Source organism: Devosia sp. (assembly GCF_014860165.1).
In the GTDB taxonomy this organism is placed as follows: domain Bacteria; phylum Pseudomonadota; class Alphaproteobacteria; order Rhizobiales; family Devosiaceae; genus Devosia.
The window spans coordinates 79,007-105,789 of the sequence record NZ_JACZKG010000086.1 but is presented as its reverse complement, the minus strand read 5'-3'; the positions used below and the strand labels follow the sequence as shown (position 1 = coordinate 105,789).

At 64.1% G+C, this 26,783-nt stretch carries 27 protein-coding genes; 17 read left to right on the top strand and 10 right to left on the bottom strand.

The window, feature by feature from the left end; translation table 11 throughout:
• Positions 1-10: 10 nt before the first annotated feature.
• The 12 genes from IH615_RS21985 to ugpC all read left to right on the top strand — a co-directional run bounded on the left by IH615_RS21985 (position 11) and on the right by ugpC (position 12,337).
• Entirely contained in the window at positions 11-898 is an 888-nt protein-coding gene (locus IH615_RS21985) for an alpha/beta hydrolase (RefSeq protein WP_291365433.1), read from the top strand.
• Positions 899-964: 66 nt separating this feature from the next.
• Complete coding sequence (locus IH615_RS21980) at positions 965-2,296, top strand: ABC transporter substrate-binding protein (RefSeq protein WP_291365431.1); 1,332 nt, start codon at positions 965-967, stop codon at positions 2,294-2,296.
• A 3-nt stretch (positions 2,297-2,299) separates the two neighbouring features.
• Complete coding sequence (locus IH615_RS21975; protein ID WP_291365430.1) at positions 2,300-3,043, top strand: ABC transporter ATP-binding protein; 744 nt, start codon at positions 2,300-2,302, stop codon at positions 3,041-3,043.
• Positions 3,043-3,768: an ABC transporter ATP-binding protein gene (locus tag IH615_RS21970; protein ID WP_291365427.1), complete on the top strand. Its 726-nt coding sequence runs from the start codon at positions 3,043-3,045 to the stop codon at positions 3,766-3,768. Before IH615_RS21975 ends, IH615_RS21970 begins: the two co-directional genes overlap by 1 nt.
• Positions 3,761-4,711 carry a branched-chain amino acid ABC transporter permease gene (locus tag IH615_RS21965; RefSeq protein WP_291365424.1) on the top strand — a complete coding sequence of 317 codons (951 nt, stop codon included), beginning with the start codon at positions 3,761-3,763 and terminating at the stop codon, positions 4,709-4,711. Before IH615_RS21970 ends, IH615_RS21965 begins: the two co-directional genes overlap by 8 nt.
• Positions 4,708-5,715, top strand: coding sequence for a branched-chain amino acid ABC transporter permease (locus IH615_RS21960; protein WP_291365423.1), 1,008 nt, complete (start codon positions 4,708-4,710; stop codon positions 5,713-5,715). Before IH615_RS21965 ends, IH615_RS21960 begins: the two co-directional genes overlap by 4 nt.
• Before the next feature lie 175 nt (positions 5,716-5,890).
• The gene (locus tag IH615_RS21955) at positions 5,891-6,973 is read left to right on the top strand and encodes a LacI family DNA-binding transcriptional regulator (RefSeq protein ID WP_291365421.1); all 1,083 of its coding nucleotides are present in this window, start codon (positions 5,891-5,893) and stop codon (positions 6,971-6,973) included.
• A 3-nt stretch (positions 6,974-6,976) separates the two neighbouring features.
• Positions 6,977-8,233: an extracellular solute-binding protein gene (locus IH615_RS21950; RefSeq protein ID WP_291365419.1), complete on the top strand. Its 1,257-nt coding sequence runs from the start codon at positions 6,977-6,979 to the stop codon at positions 8,231-8,233.
• Between the two features lie 70 nt (positions 8,234-8,303).
• Positions 8,304-9,377, top strand: coding sequence for a sugar ABC transporter permease (locus IH615_RS21945; RefSeq protein WP_291365417.1), 1,074 nt, complete (start codon positions 8,304-8,306; stop codon positions 9,375-9,377).
• Positions 9,377-10,255 (top strand): carbohydrate ABC transporter permease, encoded by an 879-nt coding sequence (locus IH615_RS21940; RefSeq protein ID WP_291365415.1) that lies wholly within the window; start codon positions 9,377-9,379, stop codon positions 10,253-10,255. Before IH615_RS21945 ends, IH615_RS21940 begins: the two co-directional genes overlap by 1 nt.
• Positions 10,256-10,266: 11 nt before the next feature.
• A complete protein-coding gene (locus tag IH615_RS21935) occupies positions 10,267-11,259 on the top strand; it encodes a hypothetical protein (RefSeq protein ID WP_291365413.1) in 993 nt (330 codons plus the stop codon).
• A gap of 4 nt (positions 11,260-11,263) precedes the next feature.
• On the top strand, positions 11,264-12,337 hold the full coding sequence (ugpC, locus tag IH615_RS21930) for a sn-glycerol-3-phosphate ABC transporter ATP-binding protein UgpC (RefSeq protein ID WP_291365412.1): 1,074 nt from the start codon (positions 11,264-11,266) through the stop codon (positions 12,335-12,337).
• Between the two features lie 34 nt (positions 12,338-12,371).
• On the opposite strand, the gene mce is transcribed toward ugpC, so the two are convergent.
• The 4 genes from mce to IH615_RS21910 are packed head-to-tail and all read right to left on the bottom strand — an operon-like array spanning position 12,372 to position 18,466.
• Entirely contained in the window at positions 12,372-12,779 is a 408-nt protein-coding gene (mce, locus tag IH615_RS21925; protein ID WP_291365410.1) for a methylmalonyl-CoA epimerase, read from the bottom strand.
• A 43-nt stretch (positions 12,780-12,822) separates the two neighbouring features.
• Positions 12,823-14,943 carry a methylmalonyl-CoA mutase gene (gene scpA, locus IH615_RS21920; protein ID WP_291365408.1) on the bottom strand — a complete coding sequence of 707 codons (2,121 nt, stop codon included), beginning with the start codon at positions 14,941-14,943 and terminating at the stop codon, positions 12,823-12,825.
• The gene (locus IH615_RS21915; RefSeq protein ID WP_291365406.1) at positions 14,943-16,922 is read right to left on the bottom strand and encodes an acetyl/propionyl/methylcrotonyl-CoA carboxylase subunit alpha; all 1,980 of its coding nucleotides are present in this window, start codon (positions 16,920-16,922) and stop codon (positions 14,943-14,945) included. Before IH615_RS21915 ends, scpA begins: the two co-directional genes overlap by 1 nt.
• Positions 16,923-16,933: 11 nt before the next feature.
• Positions 16,934-18,466: an acyl-CoA carboxylase subunit beta gene (locus IH615_RS21910; protein WP_291365404.1), complete on the bottom strand. Its 1,533-nt coding sequence runs from the start codon at positions 18,464-18,466 to the stop codon at positions 16,934-16,936.
• A gap of 113 nt (positions 18,467-18,579) precedes the next feature.
• On the opposite strand from IH615_RS21910, the gene IH615_RS21905 reads away from it, so the two are divergent.
• On the top strand, positions 18,580-19,992 hold the full coding sequence (locus IH615_RS21905) for a helix-turn-helix transcriptional regulator (RefSeq protein ID WP_291365402.1): 1,413 nt from the start codon (positions 18,580-18,582) through the stop codon (positions 19,990-19,992).
• On the opposite strand, the gene pcaF is transcribed toward IH615_RS21905, so the two are convergent.
• From pcaF to IH615_RS21890, 3 genes are read right to left on the bottom strand one after another with little or no spacing between them, the layout of a single operon-like run.
• Entirely contained in the window at positions 19,989-21,191 is a 1,203-nt protein-coding gene (gene pcaF, locus IH615_RS21900; RefSeq protein WP_291365506.1) for a 3-oxoadipyl-CoA thiolase, read from the bottom strand. The genes IH615_RS21905 and pcaF overlap by 4 nt on opposite strands.
• Positions 21,191-21,973, bottom strand: coding sequence for a CoA-transferase subunit beta (locus IH615_RS21895; RefSeq protein WP_291365399.1), 783 nt, complete (start codon positions 21,971-21,973; stop codon positions 21,191-21,193). Before IH615_RS21895 ends, pcaF begins: the two co-directional genes overlap by 1 nt.
• Positions 21,974-21,975: 2 nt before the next feature.
• Positions 21,976-22,821, bottom strand: coding sequence for a CoA-transferase (locus IH615_RS21890; protein WP_291365397.1), 846 nt, complete (start codon positions 22,819-22,821; stop codon positions 21,976-21,978).
• Between the two features lie 97 nt (positions 22,822-22,918).
• Between IH615_RS21890 and pcaQ the strand changes: the two genes are divergently transcribed.
• A complete protein-coding gene (gene pcaQ, locus IH615_RS21885; RefSeq protein ID WP_291365395.1) occupies positions 22,919-23,863 on the top strand; it encodes a pca operon transcription factor PcaQ in 945 nt (314 codons plus the stop codon).
• A 30-nt stretch (positions 23,864-23,893) separates the two neighbouring features.
• On the opposite strand, the gene IH615_RS21880 is transcribed toward pcaQ, so the two are convergent.
• The 3 genes from IH615_RS21880 to IH615_RS21870 all read right to left on the bottom strand — a co-directional run bounded on the left by IH615_RS21880 (position 23,894) and on the right by IH615_RS21870 (position 25,613).
• Positions 23,894-24,577 (bottom strand): CBS domain-containing protein, encoded by a 684-nt coding sequence (locus IH615_RS21880; RefSeq protein WP_291365393.1) that lies wholly within the window; start codon positions 24,575-24,577, stop codon positions 23,894-23,896.
• A 189-nt stretch (positions 24,578-24,766) separates the two neighbouring features.
• Positions 24,767-25,132 carry a Rap1a/Tai family immunity protein gene (locus IH615_RS21875; protein WP_291365391.1) on the bottom strand — a complete coding sequence of 122 codons (366 nt, stop codon included), beginning with the start codon at positions 25,130-25,132 and terminating at the stop codon, positions 24,767-24,769.
• A 175-nt stretch (positions 25,133-25,307) separates the two neighbouring features.
• Positions 25,308-25,613, bottom strand: a complete 306-nt coding sequence (locus tag IH615_RS21870; protein WP_291365388.1) for a metalloregulator ArsR/SmtB family transcription factor — start codon at positions 25,611-25,613, stop codon at positions 25,308-25,310.
• 76 nt (positions 25,614-25,689) lie between these two features.
• Here IH615_RS21870 and IH615_RS21865 point away from each other — a divergent pair, with 76 nt between their 5' ends.
• Genes IH615_RS21865 through IH615_RS21855 form a run of 3 tightly spaced genes read left to right on the top strand, consistent with a single transcriptional unit; the run spans position 25,690 to position 26,777 of the window.
• Positions 25,690-25,905, top strand: a complete 216-nt coding sequence (locus IH615_RS21865) for a DUF2892 domain-containing protein (RefSeq protein ID WP_291365387.1) — start codon at positions 25,690-25,692, stop codon at positions 25,903-25,905.
• Positions 25,906-25,908: 3 nt separating this feature from the next.
• Positions 25,909-26,337, top strand: a complete 429-nt coding sequence (locus IH615_RS21860) for a YeeE/YedE family protein (protein WP_291365385.1) — start codon at positions 25,909-25,911, stop codon at positions 26,335-26,337.
• Complete coding sequence (locus tag IH615_RS21855) at positions 26,337-26,777, top strand: DUF6691 family protein (RefSeq protein WP_291365383.1); 441 nt, start codon at positions 26,337-26,339, stop codon at positions 26,775-26,777. The genes IH615_RS21860 and IH615_RS21855 overlap by 1 nt, the downstream gene beginning before the upstream one ends.
• Positions 26,778-26,783 lie beyond the last annotated feature (6 nt).

Sequence of the window (26,783 nt, the reverse complement as noted above, 5' to 3'; positions counted from 1 at the left end):
AGGACGCACCATGTCCAAGGAACAGCTCGACTTCATCCTCAAGATCAGTGCTGAAAACCCGCCACCTGCCAATGCCACGCCGCCGCAATTGCGCGAGTGGTTCGAGGCGATCAATGCCCAGACGCCGATTGCCGATGGCGCGATGATCGAGACCATCTCGGTGGGCCCCTGCCCCGCCGAACTGATCCGGCTGCCCGGCGGCGACGAGAGCCGGCTAGTGATCTACTACCACGGCGGCGGCTTCCTCTTCGGCTCGCCCCGCTCGCATCGTACTGTGGCGACTCATCTCGCCAAGGCAAGCGGCGCCACGGTGCTGAGTGTCGATTATCGACTGGCGCCCGAACATCCGGCACCGGCCGCCCATGACGATTCCTATGCAGCCTATCTGTGGGCGCTTGAACATGGCTATGCCCCGGCATCGGTCGTGCTGAGCGGAGACTCTGCGGGCGGCAACCTGGCGCTGGCCGTAGCGGTGCGCGCCCGCGACAGCGGTGTGAGGCTGCCGGCGTGCCTGGTGCTGATGTCACCGGCACTGGATCTGGCAAGCGAGGGCGAGTCACACCGCACGATGGCTGACGCGCCATTGGTCAACCGCGAGCTGATGGGCCTGTTCAACATGGTCTATGTCGGCGCCGGCGACCTGCGCTCGCCCAAGGTCACGCCGTTTTATGGCGATGTTTCGGGCCTGCCGCCGGTGCTGGTGCATGTGGGTTCGTGGGAGCTCCTGCGCGACGACAGCGTCACCATAGCCGCCCGCATCAATGCATCAGGTGGCAATGCCGAACTCAAGGTTTGGGAAGGCATGTGCCACTCCTGGCAGCTCTTCGCGCCCATGCTGGAGGAAGGCATGGCCTCGATCCAAGAGGCCGGCGACTTCGTCCGGCGGCACGCCGCCTGACACTCGACTGACGCGGTTCGGTTGGGAGGCCGGCCCGCAACACGCTCAAAATCCAGGGAGGAAACCATGAGCATATACAAGACCCTTAGCAGCAGGGGCGTCACCCGGCGCAGCTTTATCAAGACGGCGGGAGTTGTCGCGGGCGGCGCAGCAGCAGCGCTGACCCTTCCGGCTAGCGTGCGCTCGGCCTTTGCCCAGGGCGACGAGGTGATCCGCGTCGGCTTTATCGGGCCCCGTTCCGGTCCGCTCGGCGTGTTCGGCGAAGGCGACCCCTTCCTCATTGAGCAGTTCAACCGCAACATGGCCGACGGCGTGCAGGTCGGCGACAAGCGCTATGGCATCCAACTGGTGCTGGCCGACACTCAGTCCGATCCGGTGCGGGCAAGCCAGGTCGCCAAGGACCTGATCAATGGCGAGGCCATCGACCTGATGCTGGCGTCTTCGACGCCCGAAACCGTCAATCCGGTGGCCGACGCCTGCGAGGCGGCGGGGGTGCCCTGCCTCACCACAACGGCACCATGGGAGGCCTTCTATTTCGGCCGCGGCGCCAAGCCGGGCGAGCCCTCCCCATTCAAGTGGACCTACCACTTCTGCTTTGGCGTGGGCAATTTCGCCAAGCTCTATGCCGACCAGTGGAGCAAGGTAGAAACCAACAAGAAAGTGGGCGTGCTGCTGCCCAACGATGCCGATGGTGGCGCCATCCGCGGCCTGCTGCTGCCCGAACTGGAAAAGGCCGGCTTCACCATTGTTGATCCCGGTCCGTATGAAAACGGCACTGCCGACTTCTCCACCCAGATCAACCTGTTCCGTGACGAAGGCTGCGAAATCTTCAACACCTTCCCGTTCCCGCCGGATTTCCCGGTATTCTGGCGGCAAGCGGCGCAGAAGGGCCTGGCCCAGCAGATCAAGATCTGCCAGCTCGCCAAGGCCGGCCTGTTCCCCGCCGAACTCGAAGCCATGGGTTCGCTGGGCTATGGCCTGCATGCTGGCGCTTATTGGCACAAGGACTTCCCCTTCAGCTCCCCCTCGACCGGCCTCAGCAGCCGGGTGATCGCCGAAGGCTACGAAGCGATGGTTGGCAAACAATGGAACCAGCAGGTGGGCGCCAATGCCTCGCTGCTCGATGCCGCCGTCGCCGCACTCGCCAGTTCGGGCAACCCCAAGGACAAGGCCGCGCTGGCGCAGGCACTGTCCGTGCTCAAGACCGAGACGGCTGTTGGCCTGGTCGACTTCACCAGCGGCCCGGTGCCCAATTGCGCCACGACTGGCGTGGTGGGCGTGCAATGGGTCAAGGCCAAGGAAGGTCCTTGGGAATTCGATCTGCCCATCGTCTCCAATGCCGATAATCCCTTCGTGCCGACCACTGGCGCGATGACCGCCTATACGGTCCAGGGCTGAGCCATGAGCGAAGAACCGGCAATGGTCCAGCCGATGCTCGAGGGCCGCGGCATCGACAAGAGCTTTGGGGCTTTCAAGGTACTCAAAGCCGTCGATTTAGCAGTCGCATCGGGCGAGGCGGTGGGCATTGTCGGTCCCAATGGCGCCGGCAAGACCACACTGTTCGGAGTATTGGCGGGGGCTCTCCTCCCCACCGCCGGAACAGTGCGGTTCGCCGGCGCCGATCTGACCGGCACAGGAGCTGCAGCCCGGTGCCGGTCAGGCATTGCGCGCACCCACCAGGTGCCGCGGCCATTTCTGGGCATGTCGGTGTTCGAGAACGCGCTGACCGCAGCGCAATTCGGCGCCGGCCTCAGTGGCAGCGCCGCCGAGGACTGCGCAGCCGAAGCGCTGGAGCGCACGGCCCTGCTGAACCATGCCAACCGGCCGGCCGCCGCCCTGGGTCTGCTCGACCGCAAGCGGCTCGAACTGGCGCGGGCACTGGCGACGCGACCACGGGTGATCCTGCTCGACGAGATCGGCGGCGGACTGACCGAGGCGGAGCTGGGCCTGCTCATCACGCTGATCGGCCAGCTCAAGGCCGATGGGCTCACCATCGTGTGGATCGAGCACATCCTGCATGCGCTGCTCAAGGTGATCGACCGGCTGGTCTGCATGAGCGCTGGGGCCGTCATCGCCGAGGGAGGACCCGACGCAGTCATGGCCGATCCGGAAGTCCGGCGGGCCTATCTTGGAGGGAGCTTGTGATGACCATGCTGACCGTCAACAATCTGGTGGCGGGGCATGGCCTGCTGACGGCGGTCCGCGACGTCTCGTTCAGCGTCGCGGCCGGCGAGGTGCTCGGCATCATCGGAGCCAATGGCGCGGGCAAGACCACGCTATTCCGCACTCTCGCCGGGGTGCACCCGGCCAGTTCCGGCAGCATCGTGCTTGATGGGGTCGATGTGACGGACCTCAGGCCCTCTCGGCGTGTCGCCAGCGGCATCGCCATGGTGCCCGAGGGGCGGCGGCTGTTCGTTGACATGACGGTGCGGGAGAACCTGCAGGTCGCCGGGGAAAATGGCCGCTCCGGCGCCTGGACGCTATCGACTGTTCTGGAGGCGCTGCCGGTGCTGGCGCCGCTGCTCGATGTGGTGACCGGCGGGCTCTCCGGCGGCCAGCGCCAAGCCGTGGCGATCGGGCGGGCGCTGATGAGCAATCCCCTGGTGCTGCTGCTCGATGAGGTGTCGCTTGGCCTGTCACCGGTGGCGATCGAGGGGCTCTACAAGCAACTGGCCGGGCTCAAGGGGCGCGGCGATACGGCGATGATCGTGGTGGAACAGGATCTCGATCGCGCCATGACGTTTTCCGACCGGGTAATCTGCATGCTCGAAGGGCGCATTGCGCTTGAGGGTGAGCCGCAGGTGCTCTGCAAGCAGGCGATTACGGACGCCTATTTTGGACTGGCGCATGGGGAGATGGCGCATGCTTGATGCATTGATCCAAGGCATCCTGCTCGGCGGTTATTACGCTATCCTCGCAGCGGGATTGTCGCTGATGTTCGGCGTCGTCCGCTTCATCAACCTGGCGCATGGCGACCTCGCCATTTACGGCGCCTACCTGGTGCTGTTCGCCGTCGAAGTGCTCGGGCTTTCGCCCTGGGTCGCAGTCGCCTCAGTCGTACCTGTCATGGCGCTGCTCGGCTGGCTACTGCAGGCAACGCTGTTCGCGCGCACCATCAAGGGCGGGTTCCTGTTGCCGTTGCTGACGACGTTCGGGCTCGGCGCCGTGTTGCAGAACGGCATGTTCGGCCTCTTCGGTTCCGATACCAAATCGCTCGGCAATCATATCGGCAACCTGTCGTGGGCGAGTTGGCAATTACCCGTCGGCATCAGCGTAGGCCAATTGCCGGTCATCACCTTCGCGGTGGCGGTGGCGGTGCTGGGGTCGCTGCAGCTCGTGCTGAGCTTTTCCAAACTCGGCCGCGCTATCCGGGCCACATCAAGCGATCCGGAGGCCGCCGAACTTAGCGGCATCGATGCGCGCGCGGTGCATCGGGCCGCTGCCGCTATCGCCGTGGCATTGGCCGGATTGGCGGGCGCTTTCCTTGCCATGCGGGCGCTGATCAATCCCTATGCCGGCCCAACGCAATTGATCTTCGCCTTCGAGGCGGTGGTCATCGGCGGCATCGGTTCGCTCTGGGGCACGCTGGTTGGCGGCATCGTGCTGGGTGTGGCGCAGAGTTTTGGCGCGACCATTTCCGCGCAGGGCTTCCAACTGGCGGGACACCTGGTGTTCCTGGGCGTGCTGGGCGGGCGGCTCTATCTGGCGCATAGCCGCAATCTGGGCGGGTGGCGCGGCGTATTGGGGATGCCCGCGCTACCGCTGAAATCGGCCACGCAATTGAAAAAGGTAACCAGCGAGGGCCGGTCATGACCACTTATGCCGTTGAGCGCTGGACCCGTTCGGGGCGTGTGACGGTCGGGGCGGCCGCAGGGGTGCTACTCGTCCTGGCGCTGTTGCCCACGCTGGCCACTGGTCTCGTCATCGACAAGCTGACGACGCTGTTCATCTACATCCTGCTCGCGGTGATGTGGAATCTGCTGGCCGGCTATGCCGGGCTGGTGTCGGTGGGTCAGCAGGCCTTCTTCGGCGTGGGTGGTTATCTGGCGCTGCGGCTGGTCGATGCCGGGATGACACCCTATCTGGCGTTGATCGTCGGCGCCGTCGGGGCCGGTCTCGTCGCCATCCCGATCTCGACTTTCGCACTGCGCCTCAAAGGCGGCGAATTTGCCATTGCCATGTGGGTCATCGCAGAGGTCCTGCGCATCGTGGTGATGTTCGACCCGCTGGTGCAGGGAGAAACCGGCACCTCGCTCCTGGCCCTCAACGCCTTCGACCCGGACTTGCGGCGCAATCTCACCTATTGGCTGGGCCTGGGCGCCCTGGCCCTGATGCTCTCGGCTACAATGTGGTTGCTGCGCAGCCGCATCGGCGCTGCTGCGCAGGCCATCCGCGACGACGAGGAGGCCGCCGCCTCCATCGGCATCGATGTGATGCGGGTCAAGCAGATCATCTTCGTGTTGGCGGCGTTCGGTTGCGCGCTGGCCGGCACCATCTGGCTGGCCAGCGCCATCACCTTCCTGCCGCGCACCAACTTTGGCGTGCAGTGGACCGTGTTCATGCTGTTCATGGTGCTGGTGGGCGGCCTCAAGACCTTCGAGGGCCCCATTATCGGGGCGATCATCTTTTTCCTCCTGCAGGAAGTGTTCGGCGACCTGGGTGTCTGGTACCTGACCGGGCTCGGCGTCATCGCGGTCGGCTTTGCCCTTTACCTGCCCGATGGGCTGTGGGGCACCTGGCGGCAGCGCACCGGCATTGATCTGTTGTCCGGTGGGGTCATGCTCAAGAATCCGGTCACCGTTAAGCGGGCGACTTAGCGCTGGGACGCTCATCGGGACTGGCCACCCATGGTCGTCGCGGTGCCGGGGCGCTGCGCCCTGACAAGGTTATCCACCACCCATGCGTGACTTGACTCCACGAACGTCGCCATCGTATGACATCGGTGTCATGACATCGGTGTCATAAACTGAGCGTGACGATCCGGAGGGTTCAATGGCAACCATATACGACGTGGCAAAAGCCGCGAACGTGTCCCCCAAGACGGTCAGCCGCGTGCTGAATGGCGACGCGCCCGTCGGCGACAAGACGCGCGATGCGGTGAACGCTGCCATGGCCGAGCTGGGCTATGTGCCGTCCAATGCCGCCAGGATGATGCGGTCGAACCGCTCCGGCCTGATCGGCCTGATCACCGGCGCCATCTCGGCAACAACCGAGAATGTGCAGGTTGCCGGCCTGCCGGAATTGATGCTGGTACAGGGCATCCAGCAGATTATCGGTCTCAGCGGCAAGACGCTGATGATTGCCGACACGGGTGGCCGCCTCGATCGCGTGCCGGGATTGATCGATACTTTCGTGCGCCATCGCGTCGAAGGCCTGATCTATGTCGCCGAATACCACCAGAAGGTGCAATTGCCGCGGCTGCCCGATGACGTGCCGATGGTGCTGGCCAATTGTTTTGATGACGTGGGCACGCCCGCCGTCTTGCCCGATGACCGGCGCGGCCAGCACGATCTGGTCAAACGCCTGATCGCCGGTGGACACGAGCGCATCGCCTACCTGACCCTGCGCGAAGACATCGTCGCCACCGGCCTGCGCAAGGCCGGCTATCGCGACGCCCTCAACGAGGCGCGCCTGCCCTACGATCCAGCACTGGTGCAGTGCGGCGAACTGGCGAGCCCGGAAGGCGAGACGCAGGTGCTGTGGGATGCGATTGACCGCATGCTGCGCCTGCCCGTGCCCCCGACCGTTTTCTGCTGTGGCAATGACCGGCTGGCACTCAAGGTCTATGGCATCCTGCGCTCGCGCGGCATGCTGGTGCCGAGCGAAATATCGGTGGCCGGCTATGACAACTACCGCGTCATCGCCGAGACGCTCTATCCGCCGTTGACCACGGTGGAGCTCCCCTACACGGCCATGGGTGTGCGCGCGGCGCAGCGCCTGATCGGCCTGATTTCCGGCGAAGGCCGGGAAGACCCGGCCCCGTCGATCGTCGCGGGCCCGGTCCAGTGGCGCGGGTCGGTCACCGACCGCCGCCCAACAAACGTCTCGCAGCTCAAAATCGTCAGGGAGGAATAACGAATGAGCAAATTCACAACTATAGCCGGGGTGCTGCTGGGCAGCGCGCTGCTGAGCAGTACGGCAATGGCACAGACGGAACTATCGCTGTGGTATCACGGCGCCGGCAATGAAGTTGAAGCCAAGATCATCAACCAGATCGTCAGCGACTTCAACGGCAGCCAGGCCGACTGGACCGTGAAGCTCGAGAGCTTCCCGCAGGCCGCCTACAATGACAGCGTCGTCGCTGGTGCACTGGCCGGCAACCTGCCCGACATCCTCGATGTCGATGGGCCTGTCATGCCGAACTGGGCCTGGTCGGGCTATATGCAGCCGCTCACCATCGATGAAACCAAAATCGCCGAATTCCTGCCCGGTACCAAGGGCATGTGGGATGGCAAGCTGTACTCGATCGGCCTGTGGGACGCAGCGGTGGCGCTCGTCACGCGCAAGTCAATCCTCGAGGAACTCGGGCTGCGGACGCCGACGGTGGACGAGCCCTGGACCAAGGACGAGTTCATGGCCGCGCTGGACGCCGCCAAGGCCTCGGGCAAATATGAATTTGCCTTCGACCCGGGCATGGCCTGGACGGGCGAATGGTACCCCTATGCCTTCTCGCCTTTCCTGCAGAGCTTTGGTGGCGATATCATCGACCGCACCAGCTACACAACAGCCGAAGGCGTCCTCAATGGCGAAGCTGCCATCGAATTCGGCAACTGGTGGCAGAGCCTGTTCACCGAGGGCTACGCGCCACTGGCGCAGGACCCGGCCGACCGCGATTCCGGCTTCGCCAATGGCAAGTATGCCTTCTCCTGGAATGGCAACTGGGCGGCGCTTGGCACGCTGAGCGCGTTCGAAGACGCCATCTTCCTGCCGGCGCCCGATTTCGGCAACGGCCCCAAGATCGGCGCCGCGTCCTGGCAGTTCGGCGTCTCGGCAAAGTCCGAACACCCTGAGGGTGCTTCAGCCTTTATCGAGTTCGCCCTGCAGGACAAATATCTGACGGCCTTCTCCGATGGCATCGGCCTGATCCCGCCCACCCCGGCCTCGGCAGCCGCCTCTATCAACTACACGGCTGACGGCCCGATGGAGGTCTTCTACGAACTGTCGGCCAAGCAGGCGCTGGTCCGTCCGGTAACCCCCGGCTACGTCGTCGCGGCCAAGGTGTTCGAGAAGGCTATCGCCGACATCGCTAATGGCGCTGACGTCGGCGAGACCCTGGATGCTGCCGTCGACGAGATCGATGCCGATATCGAAAAGAATGGCAATTACGGCTTCTAGGGCAGACCCCTCTGGTCCTGGAGGGATCCCGGCTTCGGCCGGGGTCCCATAACCGAAACAGGCGGCAATCATGGCTTCCAAATTCACCCGCTCAAATCGCGTCGGCTGGTCGATGGCTGGCCCCGCGGCCGTGCTGATGGCGATCTTCGTGGTGTTGCCCTTTATCTTCGCCATCGGGCTGAGCTTCACCAACCAGCGCCTGATTTCGCCCAATCCCACACAGTTTGTCGGGCTCGCCAACTACGAGCAGTTGCTCGGCGTGGGCGTGCTGACGCTGGAGCCGGAGCGCGACGCGGCCGGGGCGGCGGTTCGAGACGATGCGGGTGCTCTCGCCTATCCGTCGCTGCGCAGCTTCACGCGCAACAATGACCAGTATCCGCAATATGACGGCATGCGCGAATGGTTCAGTTTCGACATTGGCGAGAACCGCGTCTTCGTGCTGGGTCGCGACATTGTCTTCCTCAAGGCGCTGATCAATACCGTCATCTTCGTGCTTATCGTCGCGCCGGTGCAGGGTGGTCTGGCGCTGGGCCTAGCCTTGCTGATCAACCAGAAGCTGCGCGGCATCAACCTGTTCCGCGCCATCTACTTCATGCCGGTGGTGGTCTCGATCGTCGTGGTGTCGCTGCTCTGGCGCTTCATCTATGACGGCAATAGCGGCCTGCTGAACAACCTGCTCGGGGCCGCCACCTTTGGCGCATTCCCACGCATCGACTGGCTGGGTAATCCCGGCACGGCGCTGGGCTCGATCATTGCCATGTCGATCTGGCAGGCGGTGGGCTTCCATATGGTGATCTGGCTTTCGGGCCTGCAGACCATCAGCCCCACCCTCTACGAAGCCGCGGCCATCGAAGGCGCATCGCCCTGGCAGACGTTCCGCTATGTCACCTGGCCGGGGCTGCGCAACACTGCTGTGCTGGTGCTGATCGTGATCACCATGCAGGCCTTCTCGCTGTTCAGCCAGATCGACGTGATGACCGGCGGCGGACCGCTCGACTCCACTCAGACCATCGTCTTCCAGGCCGTCGAACGCGGCTATGGCAAGCAGGACATTTCTGGCGGTTCGACCATCTCGGTGGTGCTGTTCGTCATCGTGCTCTCGATCTCGTTCATCCAACGCTGGCTTACCCGGGAGAAGACGTGATGGCCGCCATAACCTCGGACAACCACGGCCTGCGCCTCGCCGCGCGCTATGCGGTGCTGGTCCTGATCGCGGTGATCTTCATTTTCCCACTGATCTTCATGCTGATGTCGAGCCTCAAGCCAGACCAGCAACTGCTGACCGATACCGAAAGCCTGCGCGCCTTCCTGCCGGTGGGCGATATCTCACTCGACAATTATTTTGCGGCCTTCCGCCGCGCGCCGGTGGGGCTTTTCGTGTTCAATTCGGTGCTGGTCACCGGGCTGACCGTGCTGCTCTCGCTGGTGGTCTGCTCACTGGCCGCCTTCGCCTTTGTCTTTGTCGACTGGCGCGGCCGCGAGCTGGTGCTGACGCTGATCCTTGCCACCCTCATCGTGCCGTTCGAAACCATCGCCATTCCGCTGCTGCTGATCTCGGCCAACCTGCCCTGGATCGGGCTGGAAGGCGTCACCCGCGGCTGGCTCAATTCCTACCAGGTGCAGATCGTCCCCTTCGTCGCCGATGGCCTGACGATTTTCCTGTTCGTGCAGTATTTCAAGGATCTGCCGGGAGAACTGATCGAGGCGGCGCGCGTGGAAGGCGCCAGCTGGTGGCAGATCTATCGCCGGGTGGTCATGCCATTGGCCGGCCCCGTCCTGGCCACGGCGGCGATCCTCAAGTTCCTCGCCATGTACAACCAGTATCTGTGGCCGCTCATGGTGGTGCAGCAGGAGCGGTATCGTCCGGTGATGGTGGGGCTGCAGTACTTCTTCCAGCTCAACCGCGCCTGGGGCGAGATCATGGCCTATCTCTCGCTGATCACCGTTCCGGTGCTGGCCTTCTACCTGTTCCTGCAACGCGCATTCATTGCCTCGATCGCCTCGACCGGCGTCAAGGGCTGACGGAGTTCATTATGGTCATCGCACTCAAAGACAAGTGGATCTGGGACAGCTGGTATGCCCATGACGGCACCCGCTGGCACGGCTTTTTCCTCCAGGCGGACAAGAGCCTGGGCGATCCTGACCTGCGTCACTTCAATGTGTCCCAGGGCCACGCGGTCTCCGACGACCTGGTCAACTGGACGCATCTGGGCACCATTCTCAAGCCCAGCTCCGGCCCGGCCTGGGATGACTACACAACCTGGACAGGCTCGGTGGTGCAGGGCGACGACGGCCTCTGGCACCTGTTCTATACTGGCTCGACGCGCGCCGAGGACGGCCTCTACCAGCGCATCGGCCATGCGACATCGACCGATCTGCACAACTGGGAGCGCGTCGGCGATGGCTTCTGCCTCGACCTGGTCGGACCAAGTGCCGGACACTACGAGGCGGCCCATGCGGCCGGTCACTGGCATGACCGCGCCATGCGCGACCCCTGGGTGATGCGCGATCCGGCAGGATCGGGTTGGCTGATGTATTTCACCGCCCGCGTGCCCGGGGTGAGCGAGCCCAATGGCGGCGGCGCCATCGGCTTTGCCACCTCGCCGGACTTGATGACCTGGACATTGCAACCGCCGGTGTTTTCGGGCGGCTTCGGCCAGCTCGAGGTGCCGCAGGTCTTTAGCGTCGGGGACAAGTGGTACTGCCTGTTCTGCACCTCGGGCAGCCACTGGTCCGAGAGCTACAAGGCCAGCAATCCGCAGAGCCCTGTCACCGGCAACCACTATCTGATTGCCGACAGCCCACGCGGGCCCTGGACCGTGGCGCCGGGGCCGTTCTTCGACGGCGCCGAACCCTGCCGGCGCTATGCCGCGCGGATCGTGCCGACCGCGGACGGCCTGCGCATCCTGGGTTTTGCCGACAATGGCAAGGCCGATTTCGGCGGTTACGTCATGGATCCCGAAGCCGTCGTCGTCGGCAGCGACGGCCTGCTCTCGGTGGTCCCTATCGCAAAGGCAGCGGAGTAAAGCCATGGCACGGGTATCGCTTTCAGGCATCAAGAAGAACTATGGCGGCGTCGAAATCATCAAGGGTGTCGATATCGACATCGCCGATGGTGAGTTCACCGTGTTTGTCGGCCCCTCGGGCTGCGGCAAATCCACCTTGCTGCGCATGATCGCGGGGCTCGAGGATATTTCGGACGGTACGCTGACCATCGGGGAGCGGGTGGTCAACGACCTGCCGCCCAAGGATCGCAGCATTGCCATGGTGTTCCAGAGCTATGCCATTTTCCCGCATATGACGGTGCGCGAGAACCTGGCCTTCGGCCTAACCATCGCCAACGCCCCCAAGGCGGAAAAGGACGCAAAAGTCGCCGAAGCCGCCCGCATCCTGCAGATGGAGCATCTGCTGGAGCGTCGGCCCAGCCAGCTTTCGGGCGGGCAGCGGCAGCGTGTCGCTATCGGCCGGGCCATCGTGCGCAAGCCGGGTGTCTTCCTGTTCGATGAGCCGCTATCCAATCTCGACGCGGCGCTGCGCGTCGACATGCGCATGGAGCTGTCCAAGCTCCATGCCGATCTCGGCGCCACGATGATCTACGTCACACACGACCAGGTCGAGGCGATGACGCTGGCCGACAAGATCGTCGTGCTCAATGCCGGCATCGTGCAGCAGGTGGGTTCGCCGCTCGAACTCTATCATCGGCCGGCCAACATCTTCGTGGCGGGATTCATCGGTTCGCCCAAGATGAACTTCCTCAAGGTTCGTGTCGAAGCGGTCGATGCCACTTCTGTCACCGTAGGTTCGGCTGACATCGGAAAACTCGTCCTGCCCAGGGCCAACGCGACCGCAAAGGTCGGCGATGAGGTCACCATCGGCATGCGACCGCATCATCTGACGGTGGGCGGCGCACAGGACATAACCGGCCGGGTTGTGCTGGTGGAACGGCTGGGCAATGAGACGCTTGCCGCCGTTGTCCTTGGCTCCGGCCAACAGATCATCGCTGCTTTGCCGGGAGATATCGACGTGGCGCCCGGCCAGGAGCTGCACCTGGCGACACAGGCTGACCGTGCCAGCCTGTTTCTTGCCAATGGCCTGGCGGCATAGCGGCGCCAGGACCATAGCTGGCGGTATTACGCCTCTATCGGCTCTCTTCGAGCTCGATGAGCGTGCCATCGAAATCCTTGGGGTGGAGAAACAGGACCGGCAGGCCATGGGCGCCCGTCCTGGGCGTGCCGTCGCCCAGCACGCGCGCGCCGTCTGATGTGAGTGTCGCGGCGGCGGCACTGATGTCGGCTACCTCGAAGCAGATGTGGTGCATGCCTCCGGCAGGGTTCTTGGCCAGGAAAGCCGATATGGGCGAGGCCTCGCCCAGCGGCTCGAGCAGTTCGACCTTGGTATTGCCGGTATCGATGAAGACGACGGTGACGCCGTGCTCGGGCAGAGCCTGCGGGGGACCGACATGGGCACCGAGCAGGTCGCGATATTTCGCGGCTGCGGCAGCGAGGTCCGGGACCGCGATGGCGATGTGGTTGAGGCGGCCGATCATGTCGCTCGCCCAGGCATGCTGCCCGCTCCCTCGCACCAGACCATCATCGATTGCTCAGCCTTCCCTCGATCTGGCTCAACACAGAGAATGCTGCGCTCAGCACGTTGGTGCCGGGGCCGAAAATGCCGGCGACGCCGCAATCGAACAGGAATTCATAGTCCTGCTCGGGGATGACGCCGCCGACGATGACGGTGACCTCGCCCAGATCGCGATCCCGCAGCGCCTGGATCAGTTCGGGCACCAGCGTCCGGTGGCCGGCGGCCAGCGAGGAGACGCCGACCGCATCGACCTTGAGTTCATCGACATGGGCGGCGACTTCGGGCGCCGTCTCGAACAGGTCGCCCATATGGACGGCAAAGCCCAGATCGGCAAAGGCCGAGGCGATGATCTTGGCACCGCGATCATGCCCGTCCTGGCCCATCTTGGCGATGAAGATCGAGGGCGCCCGGCCACGACTGCGCTTGAAGTCGGCGATGCGGTCGCTGATCGCCGCGAATTCCGGATCGTCGCCATAGCCCCCGGCATAGACGCCCGAGATGACGCGCGTCACCGCGGAATGGCGGCCGAACACATCCTCCATCGCCAGTGAGATTTCCCCCAGCGTGGCGCGGGCACGGGCGGCTTCAATGGCGGCTTCGAGCAGGTTCCCTTCATCCTTGGCCGCATATTCGCGCAAGGCCGACAGCATGGACTGGCACCGGGCCTCGTCGCGGCTCGAACGGATACGTTGCAGCAGCGCCATCTGTTCGAGGCGCACCTTGGCATTGTCGATATCGCGCACCTCGATGGCGTCCTCGACATCGAGCCGGTAGCGGTTGACGCCGACAATGACATCCTCGCCGCGATCGACCCGGGCCTGGCGCTGGGCCGCGGCCCTTTCGATTTCCAGCTTGGGGCCACCCGTTTGCACCGCCTTGGTCATGCCGCCGGCCATTTCGGCCTCGCCGATCAGGCGCTTGGCCTCCTGAACCAGTTGACTGGTCAGCGCCTCGACATAGTAGGAACCTCCCAGCGGATCGACCACGTCGGTGATGCGGCTTTCATGCTGCAGGATGAGCTGGGTATTGCGGGCGATGCGGCTGGAGAATTCGGTCGGCAGGGCGATGGCTTCGTCGAAGCTGTTGGTGTGCAGCGACTGCGTGCCGCCCAGCGTTGCCGCCAAGGCCTCGATGGTGGTGCGGACGATATTGTTGTGCGGATCCTGCTCGGTCAGCGACACGCCCGAGGTCTGGCAATGGGTGCGCAGCATCTTGGAGCGCGGGTCCCTGGCCCCCAGCCCGGTCATGATCTCGCTCCACAGCTGCCGCGCCGCGCGCAGCTTGGAGACTTCGAGGAAGAAGTTCATGCCGATGCCGAAAAAGAAGCTGAGGCGGCCGGCAAAGGCATCGATATCGAGGCCCCTCGCCTGCGCGGCGCGGACATATTCCATGCCATCGGCCAGGGTATAGGCCAGCTCCTGCACTGCCGTCGCCCCGGCCTCGTGCATGTGGTAGCCCGAGATCGAGATCGAGTTGAACTTGGGCATGTGCCGCGCGGTATGGGCGATGATGTCGCCGACGATGCGCATCGAGGGTTCCGGCGGGTAGATATAGGTGTTGCGGACCATGAACTCCTTGAGGATGTCGTTCTGGATGGTCCCTTCGAGCTTGGCCTGGGGCACGCCCTGCTCCTCGGCGGCCACGATGAACATGGCCAGCACGGGGATCACCGCGCCATTCATAGTCATGCTGACGCTCATCTGATCGAGCGGAATGCCGTCGAACAGGATCTTCATGTCCTCGACGGAATCGATGGCGACACCGGCCTTGCCGACATCGCCTACGACGCGGGGATGATCGCTGTCATAGCCGCGATGGGTGGCGAGGTCGAAGGCGACGGAGAGGCCCTTCTGGCCCTTTTCCAAAGCCTGGCGATAGAAGGCGTTGGACTCCCGCGCCGTCGAGAAACCCGCATATTGGCGGATGGTCCAGGGGCGGTTGGTGTACATGGTGGCGCGGACGCCGCGGGTGAATGGCTCCTGGCCGGGGATTTCGGAGTTCTCGCCGAAGTAGACGGGCCTAACCGGGATGCCGCCATAGTCGCGGTCGAGGGACGACAGCGGAGTGTCGCGAAGTTCCTTCTGGGCGATGGTGGCCCAGTGGGCGAACGCGGATTTATCGGACATCACACCGCCTCAAATTCGAGGATCACCGCATCCACCGCCAGCACCGCGCCGGGCGCGGCGAACACCTTGCTCACCCGCGCGCGCTTTTCGGCCTTGAGCACGTTTTCCATCTTCATCGCCTCGACAACGGCCAGCGTCTGGCCGTCCTCGACGATATCACCTTCCGCGACATCGATACGCACCACCTGCCCGGGCATGGGGCAGAGCAGGAAGCGGCTCATGTCGGGCGGCAACTTGACCGGCATATGCTTGAGCAGGGCCGCGACATGGGGGCGGAGGACCAGCACCTTGAGATCGGCGCCACGGTAGCGGATGCGGAAGCCTGACGTCGTCGGGGTGACCTTCAGCACGACCTTGCGGCCGTCGGACCAGTCGAGCTGCGCCGTCTTGTCCCCGGGCAGCCAATGCAGATGCGCGGCCTGGCTGTGCCAGCCCAGATCGACGATGGTTTCCATTCCCTGCTGATGCAGCGCCACGGAGGTGGCCGCATCGCCCACCTGCACATGCCAGTGCGTTTCAGCCGCGGCGCCGGTGCGGCGCTGCTCGCGGCGCGCCATCATGATGGCGGCTGTGGCGATGACGTCGGAGCGGTGCTGTTCGCTGAGTTCGGCGCCGTGGAAGCCGTCCGGAAATTCCTCCGCAATGTAGCCAGTGGTGAGCCGACCTTCGCGGAAGCGCTCCTGATCCATGACAGTGGAGAGGAAGGGCAGGTTATTGCCGACGCCCTCGACCTCGAAACTGTCCAGCGCCACGGCCATGGCGTCTATGGCTTCGAGCCGCGTCGGCGCCCAGGTGCAGAGCTTGGCGATCATCGGATCGTAGAAGGTGGAGATCTCGCCGCCTTCGAACACGCCGGTATCATTGCGCACGGCAAGCGTTTCGATGGCGCTTTCGGCCGGTGGCCGGTAGCGGGTCAGGCGGCCGGTCGAGGGCAGGAAATTGCGATAGGGGTCCTCGGCATAGAGCCTGGACTCGATGGCCCAGCCATTGCGCTGCACCTGTTCCTGCGTCAGCGGCAGCTTCTCGCCATTGGCGGCGCGCAGCATGAGTTCGACCAGATCGAGCCCGGTAATCAGCTCGGTCACCGGATGCTCCACCTGGAGGCGCGTGTTCATCTCAAGGAAGTAGAAATTGCGATCCTTGTCGACGATGAATTCGACCGTGCCGGCGCTGGTGTAGCCGACTGCCTTGGCCAGGGCGACGGACTGTTCGCCCATGGCCCTGCGGGTGGCCTCGTCGAGGAAAGGCGACGGCGCCTCCTCGATGACCTTCTGGTTGCGGCGCTGGATCGAGCATTCGCGCTCGTTGAGATAGAGCACGTTGCCGTGGCTATCGCCGATCAGCTGGATCTCGATATGGCGCGGCTCGGTGACAAATTTCTCGATGAAGATGCGATCATCGCCGAAGGACGAGGCGGCCTCGGACTTGGAGCGCTCGAAACCTTCGCGCGCTTCAGCGTCATTCCAGGCAATGCGCATGCCCTTGCCGCCGCCACCGGCCGAGGCCTTGATCATCACAGGATAGCCGATGGAGCGGGAGATGGTGACGGCATGCTCGGCGTCGTCGATCAGCCCCATATGGCCGGGAACGGTGGAGACGCCCGCCGCCGCGGCCAGTTTCTTGGAGGTGATCTTGTCGCCCATGGCCTCGATGGCCCCAACCGGCGGGCCGACGAAGATGATGCCGGCCGCTTCGAGCGCTTCGGCAAATTTGGGGTTTTCCGAGAGAAAGCCATAGCCGGGGTGGACCGCCTGCGCGCCGGTCTGCTGGCAGGCGGCGATGATCCTGTCGATCTGGAGGTAGGAGTCCTTGGCCGGGGACGGCCCGATATGGACCGCCTCGTCGGCCATGCGGACATGCAGAGCCTCACGGTCGGCATCGGAATAGACGGCGACCGTGGCGATGCCCATACGGCGGGCCGTTTTGATGACGCGGCAGGCGATCTCGCCGCGGTTGGCGATGAGGAGTTTGGTGATCATGATCCTGCTCCTCACAACGGAATATTGTCGTGCTTCTTCTTGGGCATGCTGTGCGTCTTGTGCCGGAGTGTCGAGAAGGCCCGGATCACCCGCCTTCTCGTCCCATGCGGCATGATCACATCGTCGATGAAGCCGCGCTCCGCTGCCACGAAGGGGTTGGCGAAGCGGGCTTCGTAGTCAGCGGTGCGCTGGGCGATCTTGTCCTTGTCTGACAGTTCCGAGCGGTAGAGGATTTCCGTGGCGCCCTTGGCGCCCATCACGGCGATTTCGGCCGAGGGCCAGGCGTAGTTGACGTCCGCCTTGATGTGTTTGGACGCCATCACGTCATAGGCGCCGCCATAGGCCTTGCGGGTGATGACGGTGACCAGCGGCACAGTGGCTTCGGCATAGGCGAAGAGCAGCTTGGCGCCATGCTTGATGATGCCGCCATATTCCTGCGCCACGCCGGGCAGGAAGCCGGGCACATCGACCAGCGTCAGGATGGGAATTTCGAAGCTGTCGCAGAAGCGGATGAAGCGCGCCGCCTTCTTGGCGGCGTTGATGTCGAGGCAACCGGCCAGCACCAGCGGCTGATTGGCGACGACGCCGACGCTGTGGCCATCAAGGCGGATGAAGCCGGTCAGGATGTTGCCGGCATGATCCTTCTGCAGCTCAAGGAAATCGCCCTCGTCTGCGAGCTTCTCGATCACCTCGCGCATGTCATAGGGCTTGTTGGCACTGTCAGGAATGATGGTGTCGAGGCTATCGTCCCGGCGGTCGATCGGGTCCTGGGTGGCAATACGTGGCGGCTTCTGACCGGCAGCCAGGGGCAGGAAGCCGAACAGGCGGCGTACCTCCAGCAGCGTCTCTATATCGTTGTCGAAGGCAGCATCGGCGACCGAAGAAATCTTGGTGTGGGTCCCTGCCCCGCCTAGTTCCTCGGCCGTGACAATCTCGTTGGTCACGGTCTTGACTACGTCCGGCCCGGTCACGAACATGTAGCTGGTGTCCTTGACCATGTAGATGAAGTCCGTCATCGCGGGAGAATAGACGGCGCCGCCAGCGCAGGGACCCATGATCACCGATATCTGCGGCACGGCGCCGGAGGCCTGCACGTTGCGCCAGAACACGTCGGCATAGCCGCCGAGGGAGGCGACACCTTCTTGAATGCGGGCGCCACCGCTGTCATTGAGCCCGATGACCGGCGCGCCATTCTGCAGGGCCAGATCCATGATCTTGCAGATCTTCTTGGCGTGGGTCTCCGAGAGCGAGCCGCCAAACACCGTGAAGTCCTGGCTGAACACATAGACCAGCCGCCCGTCGATGGTGCCCCACCCTGTTACCACACCATCGCCGGGAATGATGGTGTCGGCCATGCCGAAATCCGTCGCCCGATGGGTGACGAACATGTCGTATTCTTCGAAGCTGCCCGGATCGAGCAGCACGTCGAGCCGCTCGCGCGCCGTCAACTTGCCCTTGCCGTGTTGCGCCTCGATGCGCCGCTGCCCGCCGCCCAGCCGCGCCTGGGCGCGCTTGTCCTCGAGTTCGGCGATAATCTTCTGCATGGGCGCCCTCTTCTTTGGGACGAAACTAGCGTGCGCGCTCACGCACTCCAAGACAACAAAGAGCGTGTCTGCTAATCTAGAGTTGGCGGTGAATGTGAAATTGTGGATTTGTGATGCTGGATCGGAAGGTCTTTGCGGGGGCCCGGCTGCGGGCACTGCGCGCGCAACATAGGCTGACGCAGGCGGAACTGGCGGCGCGGCTGGAGATTTCGACCTCCTATGTCAACCAGCTAGAATCCAACCAGCGCCCGCTGACCGCCACGGTCATGTTCGCCCTGGCGAGCAGCTTCAACCTCGACCTCTCCAGCATGATGACCGACGCGTCCGACCGGCTGGTCGCGGCGCTGCGCGAGGCGCTGGCCGACCCCGCCTTTGGCGAGGGCGTGCCCAATCTGCAGGAAATCAAGACGGTGGCCACCAATGCGCCTGATATGGCTCACGCGGTGCTGCGCCTCTACGAGAGCTATCGCCGAAGCAACGAGCGCCTGGCCAGCGTGGATGCGGTGCTGACGCGCGACGCCCAGAGCGGCATGCAGACGGCCTATGAGGAGGTGCGCGACTTCTTCCACTTTGCCGACAACTATATCGATCCGCTCGATCACGCGGCGGAGGCGCTGGCCCTCACCATCGGCCCCTTCGACCCCAATCGGCTGCAGCGGCTGATCGCCTATTGCCAGACAGGGCATGGCATGGAGGCGGCGCTGATCATTCCGGACCGCCCCGACATGATCCGCGAGTTTGACCGCGCAACACGCCGACTGACGGTGAATGCGCGACTGGAGCCATCGAGCCAGTTCTTCCAGATTGCGGCGCAGCTGGCCGGGATGGAGCAGGCCGACCTTTCGGCCAAGTTGCTCAACGCCGCCAATTTCAAGACCACCGAGGCCCGAGCGATCTGCCAGATTGGCCTCAACAACTACTTCGCCGGTGCGCTGCAGATGCCCTATGGACCGTTTCTGAATGCGGCCGGCGCCTGTGGCTACGATATCGAGGAACTGGCGCATCTGTTCGGGGCCAGTCTCGAGCAGGTCGCCCATCGCCTCTCCACCATGCAGCGTCCCAACGCACGCGGCGTGCCCTTTTTCTTTGCCCGTGTGGATGCGGGCGGCACGATCACCAAGCGCCATTCGGCCACGGCGCTGCAGTTTGCGCGCTTCGGGGGCGCCTGCCCGCTATGGAATGTGCATCGTGCCTTCGAAGGGCGTGGCGAGATCATCCGCCAGTTGGCCGAGACGCCCGACGGCCATCGCTACCTCAACCTGGCCTGGTCATCGGAAAAGCGCAGCGGCGGCTATCACGGCACCACGCGGCGCTATGCCTATGCACTTGGCTGCGAAATCAGCCATGCCAGCCGCCTGGTCTATGCGCAGGATCTCGACCTGGGCCGCGCGGCCTTCGACCCGATCGGCATATCGTGCCGCATCTGCGAGCGCCGCTCCTGCACCCAGCGCTCGGTGCCGCCGCTGGCCAGCAGCATCTCCGTCAATGCCGACCGGCGCGCCGTGGTCCCCTACGATATCGACTAGACCCGCTCGAGCGCGACAGCGATGCCCTGGCCGACACCGATACACATGGTGGCGAGGGCCCGTCGCTCGCCGGACAGCGACAGTTCCATTGCGGCCGTCCCCGTGATCCGGGCGCCACTCATGCCAAGGGGATGACCCAGCGCGATGGCACCGCCATTCCGGTTCACATGTGCAGCGTCCTCGGCAATCCCGAGTTCCCGCAAGACGGCGATGCCCTGGCTTGCAAAAGCTTCATTGAGTTCGACAATTCCGAAATCGGCGGGCGTGAGGCCCAGGCGGGCGCACAGCTTCCGGGTCGCCGGAGCGGGCCCGATGCCCATGATGCGTGGCGGCACCCCGGCGGTGGCGCCTCCCAGAATGCGGGCGATCGGGGTCAGGCCATGCCTCTTTGCGGCTGCTTCGGAGGCGATGATCAGCGCGGCGGCGCCATCGTTGACGCCGGAGGCATTGCCCGCCGTGACGGTGCCCCCAGGGAACAGCGCCTTGAGCTTGCCCAGCGTCTCGACGGTCGTGCCGGCGCGCGGATGCTCGTCGGTGTCGACCACGATTGGATCGCCCTTGCGCTGGGGAATGGTGACCGGCACGATTTCCCGGGCCAGGCGGCCATTCTGTTGCGCGGCGACCGCCCTGTCCTGGCTGCGGGCCGCGAACTCGTCCTGGGCCTGGCGCGACACACCGTAGTCGCGCGCCACGTTTTCACCCGTTTCCGGCATGGAATCCACGCCATGCATTGCCTGCATCAGCGGATGGACGAAACGCCAGCCGATTGTGGTGTCGTAGATCTCGGCATTGCGGGAAAAGGCACTCTCGGCCTTGGGCAGCACGAAGGGTGCGCGGCTCATCGACTCGGTGCCACCGGCAATCACCAGTTCGACTTCGCCGGACCTGATGGCGCGCGCGGCCGTGATGATGGCATCCATGCCGGACCCGCAGAGGCGGTTGATTGTCGTGCCAGGCACACTGACCGGCAGCCCGGCCAACAGCAGGCTCATGCGCGCGACGTTGCGGTTGTCCTCCCCCGCCTGGTTGGCATTGCCAAAGATCACCTCGTCGACAGCTTCCCAATCGACCCCGGCATGTTCAGCCATGAGCGCCTTGAGCGGGATGGCGCCGAGGTCATCGGGGCGGACGGCGGACAGGGTGCCGCCAAACCGGCCGATGGGGGTGCGCCGATAGGCGCAGATGAAAGCTTCGGCCATCATGCAGCCCTCCGGCCACCGCTATGGGCAGCGGCGGTGCGGGCCTGCAGGTCCCGCAGGGTTTCGAGTTCCAGCGTCGTCGGGGCCGGAGTCTCGTCGAGGCTATCGGCAAACCGGACCCTCCAGCCGCAGGTCTCCTGGACCATGTCGCGGGTCACGCCACGATGCAGCGAGTGGACCACGAATTCCTTGCTGTCCGGGTCCGGTCGCCAGATGGCGAGATCGGTGATCAGCAGCGTGGGTCCCTTGGTGGTGATCCCCAGCCGCTGCCGGTGATCGCCGCCATCGCCATGGCCGAACGAGGTATAGAAATCGATCTTCTCCACCATCGACCGCGTCGCCTGCTTGAGCGTGATGTAGATCTCGCCGCAGGACGTGGCGATTTCCGGCGCCCCGCCACCGCCCGGCAGCCGAACCTTGGGGTGGTGATAGTCGCCGATGACGGTGGTGTTGATATTGCCGAACCTGTCGAGCTGCGCCGCACCCAGGAAGCCGATGGAAATACGTCCGCCCTGCAGCCAGTAGCGGAACATCTCCGGCACGGCGACCGTGGTGAGCGCCGTCTCGCACAGTTCGCCATCGCCGATAGACAGCGGCAGCACCTCCGGCGCCGTGCCGATCGTGCCGCTCTCATAGATCAGCGTGATGTCGGGCGCATGCGTCAGCCGCGCCACATTGCAGGCCGCCGATGGTGCGCCGATGCCGACGAAACACACGTCTTTATTGGTCAGCTGCCGGGCCGCGGCGATGGTCATCATTTCGGTTGGCGTAAAATCGGTCATCGTCACAGCCCCTGTACCCGCTCGGCAAACGCATCGGGCGTCGCCTGCATCACATGCTCTTCCATCCATGCCGCAAATCGCTCGCGGTCGGCCGATATCGCGTCCCATTCGAGATAGGTGGCGTTGTCCCGCGCATAATAGCCGTGCGTGTAGCTTGGATGCGCCCCACCGGGCACCACCGCCACCGCATTGACCGTCCAGTGCGGCAGGATGCAGAGATTGGGGTGCAGACCCTTGAAGTCGGGGACGACCTCTTCCACCGTCACCACCACGCGCCTGGCCGCGAGCGCTGCTTCCTTCTGCACCCCAATGATGCCTTCGATCAGGATGTCGCCCCTGGCGCTGGCCTTCTGGGCATGGATGAAGGTTACGTCCGGCCGGTGCGAGGGCACGGTTGCCAGTTCTTCCCCCGTGTAGGGGCAGGTGATGGACTGGATCGCGGGATTGACCTTGGGCAGGTCGGCGCCCTTGTAGCCGCGGAACACCGCCAGCGGCAGCCCGGCGGCTCCGGCCTCATAGGCCTGCGCCATGGCCGAATGGGAATGTTCCACGGTCTCGATGCCGCGCGGATACTGGTTTTCGATGGCGTCGCGCATCCGCCGCAACAGGCCTACGCCGGGATTGCCGGCATAGGAGAAGACGACCTTTTTGGCCATCCCCATGCCGATCATCTGGTCATAGATGATGTCGGGCGTCATACGGATCAAAGTCAGGTCCTTGCGCCCCTGGCGGATGGCCTCGTGTGCAGCCGCGTGCGGAATAAGGTGGGTGAAACCCTCAAAGGCGACTACGTCACCATCGTTCAGGTTTTCCCTCACCGCCTGGCTCAGCGGTACGAATTTGTTCATTGCCCATCTCCGCTATAACGACTGGCTCTATAAGAGGCATTGAAACGGTCCAGTAAAATGATAATTTGCTGATGTCATATAACTCATAGGCATATGAATGGCGTCGAGCCTGCTGGACCCGCGCATCAAGCTCCGCCATGTGAGCTGCTTTCTCGAGGTGATCCGCCAGGGCGGCGTCGTGGCCGCCAGCCAGACCCTCGGGCTAAGCCAGCCGGCGGTGTCCAAATCCATCGGCGAGCTGGAGACCCTGCTGGGGGCGCCGCTGTTCGACCGCTCGGGCCGCAAGCTGGTCCTGACCAGCCAGGGGGAGGTTTTCGCCCGCCACGCGATGTCGGCAGCCGCCGCCATCCGCGAGGGCATCGAGAGCATGGACCTGCAGCGGTCCAGCCAGACCGTCGTTCGGCTGGGGGCCCTGCCGACGGTCGAGGTCGAGGTCGTTCCGCGCGCAGTGGCGCGCTTCATCCGCAGTCCGCTGGCCTGCCGGGTTCATGTCGAAAGCGGCCCGAGCACGCATATGCTGGCCATGCTGCGCAATGGCAGCCTCGATTTCATCGTGGGGCGCCTGGCGAGTCCGGTGGTGATGAATGGCCTCGTCTTCGAGCATCTCTATTCCGAGCAACTCACCTTCGCGGTGCGGCCGGGCCATCCGCTGGCTGGAAAGCGGTCCCTGACATTTCGTGCGCTCGAGCCCTACCCGATGCTGTTGCCGCCCACCAATGCCATCATTCGACCCATCGTGGATTCGCTGTTCATCGCAGGCGGGGCTGCGCGCTTCAGCTCAGAGATCGAAACCGTGTCCAACAGCTTTGCCCGCGCCTATGCGATGGAGAATGATGCAATCTGGACGATCTCCAAGAGTGTCGTCGCGCACGATCTCCAGACCGGGCAACTGGTGGCTTTGGCGCTCGATACCAGTGCGAGCCACGGTCCGGTGGGCATTACCTTGCGCAGCAATGAGCAGCCGAACATGGTTACGGCAGCAATGATGGGCGAGATAAGGCTGGCGGCTGCCGAAGTGGCAAGCGCCCAGGCGAGCGCCTAGACGCATTTTGCGTTCGCCGGCGGCCGAATCTCAGTTGGCGCCCCGGGTTGGCCGGTCGCTTTCGTCCCGGAGCTGGACCCGCATGTGGTCCACCACGCCGCAGCCGCCTGGCATGCCGTCCACGATGGCCCGGATGGCGCGGCGCTCGTTCTCGCTGCGAAGCGTGCCCCTGAGGTGGACGATGCCGTCGACGACCGAGACTGCCGGGGGGTTGGCCGTCTGCAGCATTGAGCGCAGCCGAGACGCGACGCTGATGGACAGGGCCTCGTCTCCCCCGGCAATCACGGGAGGCTTGCTGCGCGCGATCACCTGGAGCAGGTCTGCCCGGCTCACCAGGCCCACAAGGCGGCCATCGCGGACAACCGGCGCCCGCTTGACCTTGTGCTTGGCAAAGAGCTGCGCGATTTCCTCCACGCTTGCCTCCTCGGAAATCGTGAGCACCGGCGCGGTCATGACATCCTCCACCCGCCAGCTGTTCGACTTCACGAAGTCGTCCAGCGCCTCCGGCTTGGACATGTCCAATGGCGTGGTGTGGCCGAGTTCCATCCGCCCCACCAGGTCGCCTTCGGTTACGATGCCGACAAGCGCACCTTCGCTGTCGAGGACCGGCAGGCCGCTGACCGCGTTGTCCAGCATGATCTGGGCGGCATGCGCGACGCTATTGGCCGGACTCAAAGTGAAAACGTGCCGCGACATGACATCCTTGGCCTTCATGACCGGTTCCTCGGGCTGGCGGCTGCACTCGTCATCGTGGCAGCGTTGCCGGTAATGCTGTCGTTCACAGTCAGAATGTTCATTGAAGCCTCCATGAGAACCATTGCTCGCAGCAGTGGAGGCCCGACGCATTGATCCCGATCAAAGGGGATGCCGCGTCATACTCAGGCTAGTAACGAAACGGTCGGGTCAGCGATGCCCCAGGCATGGCCAGGCTGAAAACAGTGCTTCCATAATCAGGGTGGCGCCTGGCTCCTGCCTGCGTTCGGGATGGTCCTCGACGTAAGTACAGGCGAGGTCCCGATATTGCCGCGACGTAGCGCCCTGGGGCGAACAGTATCTGTAACCCCTGTAGTTTTCGGCGTTTTCGCCGCCATACTGCGTGCCGTCTGCAATGCCCATGACATAGGCCTCGGCGAGCGAAGGGGCGCCGTCGCACTGCTCCAGCAACTCATTTCCATCATGGAACCAGCCGGCCGCTCCCTGATCGAAGGCCAGGCTTACCGAGCCCGGCATCAGAAGCAGGACTAATACGGCTGAAAGCAATCGCGACATGCAAGGCTCCTGGAGTTGCCGGGGAGGCCTCTAGGCATCCGAAGGCACCATGCGGTGTCCGGATACGTCACCCGAGGGCCGATGCCGCTCAGTCATAGGCGAGCCCATGCCCGTTCAGCTTGACCGGTATCAATTGGCTAGCGATGCCGGTTGAGGTGTCCTGCCGCGCGCCAACCTAGTCGGCACAATAGATACCATAGAGCGTGGTCAACACCTCCCTCACCGCTTCGGAGGCGACGCTGTAATAGACCTGCTGGCCGTCGCGCCTGGTCTTGACGAAGTCCCAGGCGCGCAGCTTGGACAGATGCTGAGACAGGGGTGATTGCCCCAGCCCCACCTTCTCACCCAACTCGGTCACGTTCATTTCCCCATCCAGCAGATTGCAAAGGATCAGCAGCCGCTTGGAGTTGGCCATGGCCGTGAGGAGGCGCGTTGCCTGATCGGCATTGGCCTCCATTTTTTCGATTTCCATCTTGATCATATTAGAATGTTCTTATATACGACTAGGCATAGCGCCAATGTCTTCCGATTTTCCTCCAGTTTCAAGGGATGCCGCCATGAGAATCAACGTCGGAACACCCGATCGCATTGCCCGCATCGTCATTGGGGCGGTGCTCGTGCTGCTGCCCTTCCTGTCGGGGCTGGCTTTGTTCGCCACCCCACTCTGGTTCTGGGCGTCAATCGTCGTCGGCGCCGTGCTGATCGTCACCGCGATCGTCCGCTTCTGTCCACTCTACGCCATTCTCGGCCTCTCCACCTGCAAGGTTACCTAGTTCATGACTGAATTCACCCCTCTCATGTCGCTTGTTGGCGGCACGCTGATCGGGCTCTCTGCCGTATTGCTCATGGCCTTCAATGGCCGCATCGCCGGGATGACCGGCATTCTGACGGGCCTCTTGCCACCGGTATCCACCGACTGGCCCTGGCGCGCCGCTTTCATCGCCGGCGCCATCGCGGCACCCATGCTGGTGTTGTCGCTTTCGAGCCAGACCATCGGGTTCGATAGCTCCGTCGCCAACCCCTGGCTGGCGGTCAGCGGGCTGATCGTGGGCGTCGGCGTCTATTTCGGATCGGGCTGCACCTCGGGCCACGGCGTCTGTGGCATGGCGCGGCTGTCGCCGCGCTCGATCGCCGCTACAGCCGTCTTCATGGCAACGACTACGGCGACCGTCTTCGTCAGCCGCCATATGCTGGGAGGCCTGTGATGCAGCGGACCATTACTGCTGGCCTGGCCGGCCTGGTCTTTGGCACCGGCATGGCCCTTTCGGGCATGTCCAACCCCGCCAAGGTCCTGAACTTCTTTGACTTCGCCGGCAGCTGGGATCCGTCCCTGGCGCTGGTCATGGCCAGCGCCCTGCTGGTGACTGCCGTCGGCTATCGCTTCGTACTGCGGCGCGACAAGCCGATCGTGGAGGCCCGCTTCCACCTGCCGACCGCGCGCAAGCTCGATACGCCGCTGCTTGCCGGGTCTGCACTCTTCGGCGTCGGCTGGGGCATCTCCGGCTTCTGCCCGGGCGGGGCCATTCCCGCGCTGGGCCTGGCGGAACCATCCGCCTGGATTTTCGTCGGCACCATGCTTGCCGGAATTGTCGCCGCCCGCACCGTCCGCCTGGCGCTCGAATCCCGCGCCACCCAAACCGCCTGAACGTTG

What these genes read in the sequence shown, in the direction of transcription:
- IH615_RS21940 (WP_291365415.1), top strand. Translation starts at nt 9,377, where the DNA reads ATGGCCGCCATAACCTCGGACAACCACGGCCTGCGCCTCGCCGCGCGC.
- IH615_RS21935 (WP_291365413.1), top strand. Translation starts at nt 10,267, where the DNA reads ATGGTCATCGCACTCAAAGACAAGTGGATCTGGGACAGCTGGTATGCC.
- IH615_RS21955 (WP_291365421.1), top strand. Translation starts at nt 5,891, where the DNA reads ATGGCAACCATATACGACGTGGCAAAAGCCGCGAACGTGTCCCCCAAG.
- IH615_RS21865 (WP_291365387.1), top strand. Translation starts at nt 25,690, where the DNA reads ATGAGAATCAACGTCGGAACACCCGATCGCATTGCCCGCATCGTCATT.
- IH615_RS21980 (WP_291365431.1), top strand. Translation starts at nt 965, where the DNA reads ATGAGCATATACAAGACCCTTAGCAGCAGGGGCGTCACCCGGCGCAGC.
- IH615_RS21880 (WP_291365393.1), bottom strand. Translation starts at nt 24,577, where the DNA reads ATGAAGGCCAAGGATGTCATGTCGCGGCACGTTTTCACTTTGAGTCCG.
- pcaQ (WP_291365395.1), top strand. Translation starts at nt 22,919, where the DNA reads ATGGCGTCGAGCCTGCTGGACCCGCGCATCAAGCTCCGCCATGTGAGC.
- pcaF (WP_291365506.1), bottom strand. Translation starts at nt 21,191, where the DNA reads ATGGCCGAAGCTTTCATCTGCGCCTATCGGCGCACCCCCATCGGCCGG.
- IH615_RS21975 (WP_291365430.1), top strand. Translation starts at nt 2,300, where the DNA reads ATGAGCGAAGAACCGGCAATGGTCCAGCCGATGCTCGAGGGCCGCGGC.
- IH615_RS21870 (WP_291365388.1), bottom strand. Translation starts at nt 25,613, where the DNA reads ATGATCAAGATGGAAATCGAAAAAATGGAGGCCAATGCCGATCAGGCA.
- IH615_RS21915 (WP_291365406.1), bottom strand. Translation starts at nt 16,922, where the DNA reads ATGATCACCAAACTCCTCATCGCCAACCGCGGCGAGATCGCCTGCCGC.
- IH615_RS21905 (WP_291365402.1), top strand. Translation starts at nt 18,580, where the DNA reads ATGCTGGATCGGAAGGTCTTTGCGGGGGCCCGGCTGCGGGCACTGCGC.
- IH615_RS21890 (WP_291365397.1), bottom strand. Translation starts at nt 22,821, where the DNA reads ATGAACAAATTCGTACCGCTGAGCCAGGCGGTGAGGGAAAACCTGAAC.
- IH615_RS21860 (WP_291365385.1), top strand. Translation starts at nt 25,909, where the DNA reads ATGACTGAATTCACCCCTCTCATGTCGCTTGTTGGCGGCACGCTGATC.
- ugpC (WP_291365412.1), top strand. Translation starts at nt 11,264, where the DNA reads ATGGCACGGGTATCGCTTTCAGGCATCAAGAAGAACTATGGCGGCGTC.
- IH615_RS21965 (WP_291365424.1), top strand. Translation starts at nt 3,761, where the DNA reads ATGCTTGATGCATTGATCCAAGGCATCCTGCTCGGCGGTTATTACGCT.
- scpA (WP_291365408.1), bottom strand. Translation starts at nt 14,943, where the DNA reads ATGTCCGATAAATCCGCGTTCGCCCACTGGGCCACCATCGCCCAGAAG.
- IH615_RS21875 (WP_291365391.1), bottom strand. Translation starts at nt 25,132, where the DNA reads ATGTCGCGATTGCTTTCAGCCGTATTAGTCCTGCTTCTGATGCCGGGC.
- IH615_RS21910 (WP_291365404.1), bottom strand. Translation starts at nt 18,466, where the DNA reads ATGCAGAAGATTATCGCCGAACTCGAGGACAAGCGCGCCCAGGCGCGG.
- IH615_RS21985 (WP_291365433.1), top strand. Translation starts at nt 11, where the DNA reads ATGTCCAAGGAACAGCTCGACTTCATCCTCAAGATCAGTGCTGAAAAC.
- IH615_RS21960 (WP_291365423.1), top strand. Translation starts at nt 4,708, where the DNA reads ATGACCACTTATGCCGTTGAGCGCTGGACCCGTTCGGGGCGTGTGACG.
- IH615_RS21970 (WP_291365427.1), top strand. Translation starts at nt 3,043, where the DNA reads ATGACCATGCTGACCGTCAACAATCTGGTGGCGGGGCATGGCCTGCTG.
- IH615_RS21950 (WP_291365419.1), top strand. Translation starts at nt 6,977, where the DNA reads ATGAGCAAATTCACAACTATAGCCGGGGTGCTGCTGGGCAGCGCGCTG.
- IH615_RS21895 (WP_291365399.1), bottom strand. Translation starts at nt 21,973, where the DNA reads ATGACCGATTTTACGCCAACCGAAATGATGACCATCGCCGCGGCCCGG.
- IH615_RS21855 (WP_291365383.1), top strand. Translation starts at nt 26,337, where the DNA reads ATGCAGCGGACCATTACTGCTGGCCTGGCCGGCCTGGTCTTTGGCACC.
- mce (WP_291365410.1), bottom strand. Translation starts at nt 12,779, where the DNA reads ATGATCGGCCGCCTCAACCACATCGCCATCGCGGTCCCGGACCTCGCT.
- IH615_RS21945 (WP_291365417.1), top strand. Translation starts at nt 8,304, where the DNA reads ATGGCTTCCAAATTCACCCGCTCAAATCGCGTCGGCTGGTCGATGGCT.